Annotated in this window: 7 protein-coding genes; 3 read left to right on the plus strand and 4 right to left on the minus strand. The window is 65.2% G+C overall.

Annotation, left to right across the window (positions count from 1 at the left end; all coding sequences use genetic code 11):
• On the minus strand, positions 1-230 hold a 230-nt coding region (locus RHBS_RS25075), incomplete at its 3' end, for a DUF6764 family protein (protein ID WP_374700655.1).
• 385 nt (positions 231-615) lie between these two features.
• Between RHBS_RS25075 and RHBS_RS25080 the strand changes: the two genes are divergently transcribed.
• Positions 616-828, plus strand: coding sequence for a hypothetical protein (locus RHBS_RS25080; RefSeq protein ID WP_128646774.1), 213 nt, complete (start codon positions 616-618; stop codon positions 826-828).
• A gap of 35 nt (positions 829-863) precedes the next feature.
• Here the strand turns inward: RHBS_RS25080 and RHBS_RS25085 are convergent, their stop codons facing one another.
• From RHBS_RS25085 to RHBS_RS25095, 3 genes are read right to left on the minus strand one after another with little or no spacing between them, the layout of a single operon-like run.
• A complete protein-coding gene (locus RHBS_RS25085; RefSeq protein ID WP_128646775.1) occupies positions 864-1,331 on the minus strand; it encodes a MerR family transcriptional regulator in 468 nt (155 codons plus the stop codon).
• Between the two features lie 29 nt (positions 1,332-1,360).
• Complete coding sequence (locus RHBS_RS25090; RefSeq protein WP_128646777.1) at positions 1,361-2,236, minus strand: SDR family NAD(P)-dependent oxidoreductase; 876 nt, start codon at positions 2,234-2,236, stop codon at positions 1,361-1,363.
• 43 nt (positions 2,237-2,279) lie between these two features.
• The gene (locus RHBS_RS25095) at positions 2,280-2,744 is read right to left on the minus strand and encodes a tRNA (cytidine(34)-2'-O)-methyltransferase (RefSeq protein WP_183130202.1); all 465 of its coding nucleotides are present in this window, start codon (positions 2,742-2,744) and stop codon (positions 2,280-2,282) included.
• 33 nt (positions 2,745-2,777) lie between these two features.
• Between RHBS_RS25095 and RHBS_RS25100 the strand changes: the two genes are divergently transcribed.
• Positions 2,778-3,386 carry a pentapeptide repeat-containing protein gene (locus RHBS_RS25100; RefSeq protein ID WP_121870378.1) on the plus strand — a complete coding sequence of 203 codons (609 nt, stop codon included), beginning with the start codon at positions 2,778-2,780 and terminating at the stop codon, positions 3,384-3,386.
• 56 nt (positions 3,387-3,442) lie between these two features.
• A partial coding sequence (locus tag RHBS_RS25105; protein ID WP_128646778.1) for a bifunctional methylenetetrahydrofolate dehydrogenase/methenyltetrahydrofolate cyclohydrolase occupies positions 3,443-4,246 on the plus strand: 804 nt, incomplete at its 3' end.

A 4,246-nucleotide genomic window follows, 5' to 3' on the forward strand; every position in this document is an offset into this window, starting at 1 on the left:
CTCCGCAGGCTCGCGGTGTCGTCGACCTGGATGTCGTTGGCCGACGGCGGAGACACGCAGTTGACGGGGGCTGCCGACGCAGTGGCCGTGCCCGACAGCGCCGCGACCGTCAATCCCGAGCCCATGGCGAATATTGCTGCGGTGCGGGCAATTCGACTACCGAACCGACTGGACGTGCGCGCGGAGGAGGAGTTGGGGGACGAGAGACGGGGCAGGGAAACAGAGAACAACAGAAAGCTCCTTCACGAGCGAAACGGGCCGGTGCGGCACACGGTACCCCGCCCCGCGAGTCCATGGCAGCAAGCCGGTGAGGTTTGTGTAACGGTGCGGCTGGCATCCGGGGATGAATCGTCGTAGAAGTCCGGTTTCTCGGACCCCGGCCGCCGCGGTCGTGGCCGCCCGATGCACGTTGGGGTCACTACCGCGTTTTGCATTCAATACGTCGAGTTCTGTTCCACCACTTGATATGTCGATGCGACGAACAGGTCTCGCGCTCGTGCCCGGGATGGCCGGCGACTCCGAACAGTAGCGATCCACGGCACCGGTCGAACGAAAGAAAATCGTTACCGGGCAGCTCTCGACCGCCGCCGAAGTAGCGCAGTGGAGACGGTGACGGTGACGGCCACAGGCGGACGGATCGAAGCGGAATCGGTCCTGTCGAGCCGCCACGGCGACGTCGACAGTTCGGTGTCACAGAAGAACTACCTCTCTGACCTGATCGATTTGTCGCCGCTCACAACAAGTTCCAACTCCGACACCGACGGCACACCGACGAACCCGGGCAACTTCGGGAACGCAATGCAGGGCTGCGGTGCCGCGCTCCCGTAAGTGTCGACATCGCAGCGGACCTGACCTCGCGATTGTCACGGACCGGTGGCACCGCCGTACGTTGCGATCTTGTATTCGGTTGCCACGAGCGAAAGTTGCAGTTCTCGGATCCGACGTCGGACGGCGTCTCGATGCCCGACGAGCACGTCGAGTCGTTCCGGAACGGTATGTTCTCCGCCGTCGACGAGTTCGACGTAGTGCTGCAGGTCGCGCATCGGCATCCCCGACAACCGCATGCGAGTGAGGAACACGATCCGTCGGACAGCCGCGTCGTCGTACCGTCGATGGTCGAGTCCGTCACGCGCAACCTCGATCAGGCCACATCGCTCGTAGTACCGCAGAGTGTGCGCGGAGATATCGAGGAGCTCGGCAACCTCGGCGATGCCGAGTGGTTCGGCGAGCTCTCCGGGTTCGATCAGCTCGTGCACCAGTTCGACGGTCAACTGTGCGTCCGAATCCGCCACGGCCGCCAGCGCCCTGTTCATCAAATCCGTCGTCGCCATGAGTACAGAAGATAGTCCGGGCGGTGCCGTCAGACCGGGCGGACGGATTCGGGTACACCCGGGAAGTCCGCGCTCGAGGACAGTTCGGCGTGGGTCTCCAAGGACGCCAGTTCACGACGGTACGACTCGCGCAGCCGTCGAACGGCTTCGCGTCCGAGAGGAATACGCAGGGGAGCGGACTCCGCTCCGACCAACTGACGGATGACGAGAGCCGCTCGGTGCGGGTCACCTTCCTGCCGACCGTCGGCCGCGAGCATGTCGGCCCTGAAATCGCCGAGGAGGTCGGCGTACGCATCCACGGGTGCGGCGCGTTCGAGTACGTCGGCGCTGTTGAAACCGGTCCGAAATCGGCTGGGCTCGACGATCAGAACTCGGATACCGAACGGTGCGACCTCGCCGGCCAGCGCTTCCGACCAGCCTTCGAGGGCGAATTTGCCTGCCGAGTAGGACCCCGCGCCCGGGAAGGAGATCCGGCCGCCCTGGCTGCTCATCTGCACGATCGTTCCGGTGCCCCGCGCGCGCATTCCCGGCAGCGAGGCACGGGTGAGGGCGGCGGGACCCACCACATGCTGGTCGAGCATGTCTCGCAGCCGAGCAGTGTCGACCTCCTCGGCGGAACCGATCTGCCCGACGCCACCGTTGTTGACGAGCACGTCGATCCGTCCGAACCGGTCGATCGCCGCCTCGACCACGGCGGGCGCGGACTCGGTGTCTCGCACGTCGAATGCGATGGGCAGTAGCGACTCCGGGTGCTCGACGAGCAGGTCGTCGATGCGTTCGGGTCGACGCATCGCCGCGACCACGGTGTCGCCTGCTGCCAAGGCGGTCTCGGTCAGAGCGCGCCCCAGACCGGAGGATGCCCCGGTGATGAGCCAAGTGCGTTGTGGAGTATGTCTCTGAGTCATGAAACGCACGCTATGACTTCGAGCGCGCTCGAACGCAAACCCGTCAGACGCTGCCTTCGTACCCGTGCTGGCGCCATGCCTCGTACATCGTCACTGCTGCCGCGTTCGCCAGGTTCAACGACCGGCGGCCCGGAATCATCGGGATCCGCAGTCGATCGGTCACATGTGGGTCGCCCAGGACGTCGTCGGGCAATCCCGTGGGTTCCGGTCCGAACAGGAGGACGTCGCCGGGTTCGTACGCGACGTCGGCGTAGGAACGGGCTGCGTGTGCGGTGTAGGCGAACACGCGAGTCGGTGCCAGCGCAGACCAGGCAGAGGGTAGGTCCGCGTGCACCGTCACCGACGCCAGATCGTGGTAGTCCAAGCCTGCCCGCTTGAGCTTCGGCTCGGACATGTCGAAGCCGAGCGGGCCCACCAGGTGCAGTTCGCAGCCGGTCCCGGCGACCAGGCGAATTGCGTTGCCGGTGTTCTGTGGGATGCGGGGCTCGAAGAACATGAGTCGAAACACCCGGTTCACTCTGCCATCACGAGTCCGGGAAGTATGGGGCAGGTGGACGACGAACAGACGATCGGCGAGGACTTTTCCGACACTCGACTGGACGGGCAGGAGTGGACCGGTAGGCAGTTCGTTCGGTGTACCTTTCGCGACGCGGACATGAGCGGCGTTCGAACCGAGTCGGTGGTGTTCACCGAATGCGACTTCACCGGCACCGATCTGACCGAATCCGTTCACACGAACTCTGCATTTCGATCGTGCACCTTCACTCGGACCAATATGCAGCACAGTACGTTTCGTCATTCGACCGTGATGGGATCGACGTTCGTCGACAGTCGTATGCGTCCAGCGACGTACGACGAGGTCGACTTCACCCTCGCATCACTGGGCAACGCGGACCTTCGCGGTCTCGATCTGACGGGGTGCCGGATGCGCGAAGCGAACCTCGTGTCCGCAGACTTCCGGAAGGCAACTGTGCGCTCGGTCGATTTCTCGGGTGCCCGCGCCGTCGACGCGAAGTTCGACGAGGCGGATCTGCGGGGAGCCGTCGCCGACGCATCGCTGTGGGTGAGCGCGAGCGTGCGCAGTGCGAAGATCGAACTGATGCAGGCGGTGGCCTACGCTGCAGCGCACGGGCTCGTTGTCGAGGGCTGACCGTGGGGATCGGACCGGTGCGCCGCTGCTGACGCCGAACCTGGAACAATGACCGGGTGACTGCAACGATTCTCGATGGCAAAGCGACCCGTGACGAGATATTCGTCGATCTCACCGCCCGCGTGGCGACGCTGCGTGAGCAGGGCATCACCCCAGGTCTGGCGACCGTGCTGGTGGGCGACGATCCGGGTTCGGCCGCGTACGTCCGGGGCAAGCACAACGACTGCGCCAAGGTCGGCATCACCTCGATTCGTCGCGACCTGCCCGCGGACATCACCCAGGCAGATCTCGAAGCCGTCATCGACGAACTCAATGCCAACCCCGAATGCACCGGCTACATCGTCCAGCTGCCGTTGCCGAAGCATCTCGACGAGAACGCTGCACTCGAGCGAATCGATCCGGACAAGGACGCCGACGGTCTGCACCCGATCAACCTCGGCCGTCTGGTCCTGGGCAAGGATGCCGCACTGCCGTGTACACCTCGCGGGATCGTGCACCTGCTGCGCCGCTACGACGTTGCTCTCGACGGTGCGCACGCGGTGGTCATCGGCCGCGGAGTGACGGTCGGGCGACCCATCGGCCTGCTGCTCACGAGGCGCTCGGAGAACTCGACAGTCACGTTGTGTCACACCGGAACTCGCGATCTGGCCGCCGAGGTCTCACGCGCGGACATCGTGATCGCCGCTGCCGGAGTACCCGGATTGATCACTGCGGACATGGTCAAGCCCGGTGCTGCCGTGCTCGACGTCGGGGTGACCCGCACCGAGGACGGACTGCGCGGCGACGTCGCCGACGGTGTCGCGGAGGTGGCCGGATTCCTTTCGCCCAACCCCGGCGGCGTCGGACCGTTGACGCGGGCC

Source organism: Rhodococcus sp. BS-15, from assembly GCF_000813105.1.
GTDB lineage: Bacteria > Actinomycetota > Actinomycetes > Mycobacteriales > Mycobacteriaceae > Rhodococcoides.

Bases quoted from the DNA above. Each gene is read 5' to 3' on its own strand.
- RHBS_RS25085 (WP_128646775.1), bottom strand. From the start codon at position 1,331: ATGGCGACGACGGATTTGATGAACAGGGCGCTGGCGGCCGTGGCGGAT.
- RHBS_RS25100 (WP_121870378.1), top strand. From the start codon at position 2,778: ATGGGGCAGGTGGACGACGAACAGACGATCGGCGAGGACTTTTCCGAC.
- RHBS_RS25090 (WP_128646777.1), bottom strand. From the start codon at position 2,236: ATGACTCAGAGACATACTCCACAACGCACTTGGCTCATCACCGGGGCA.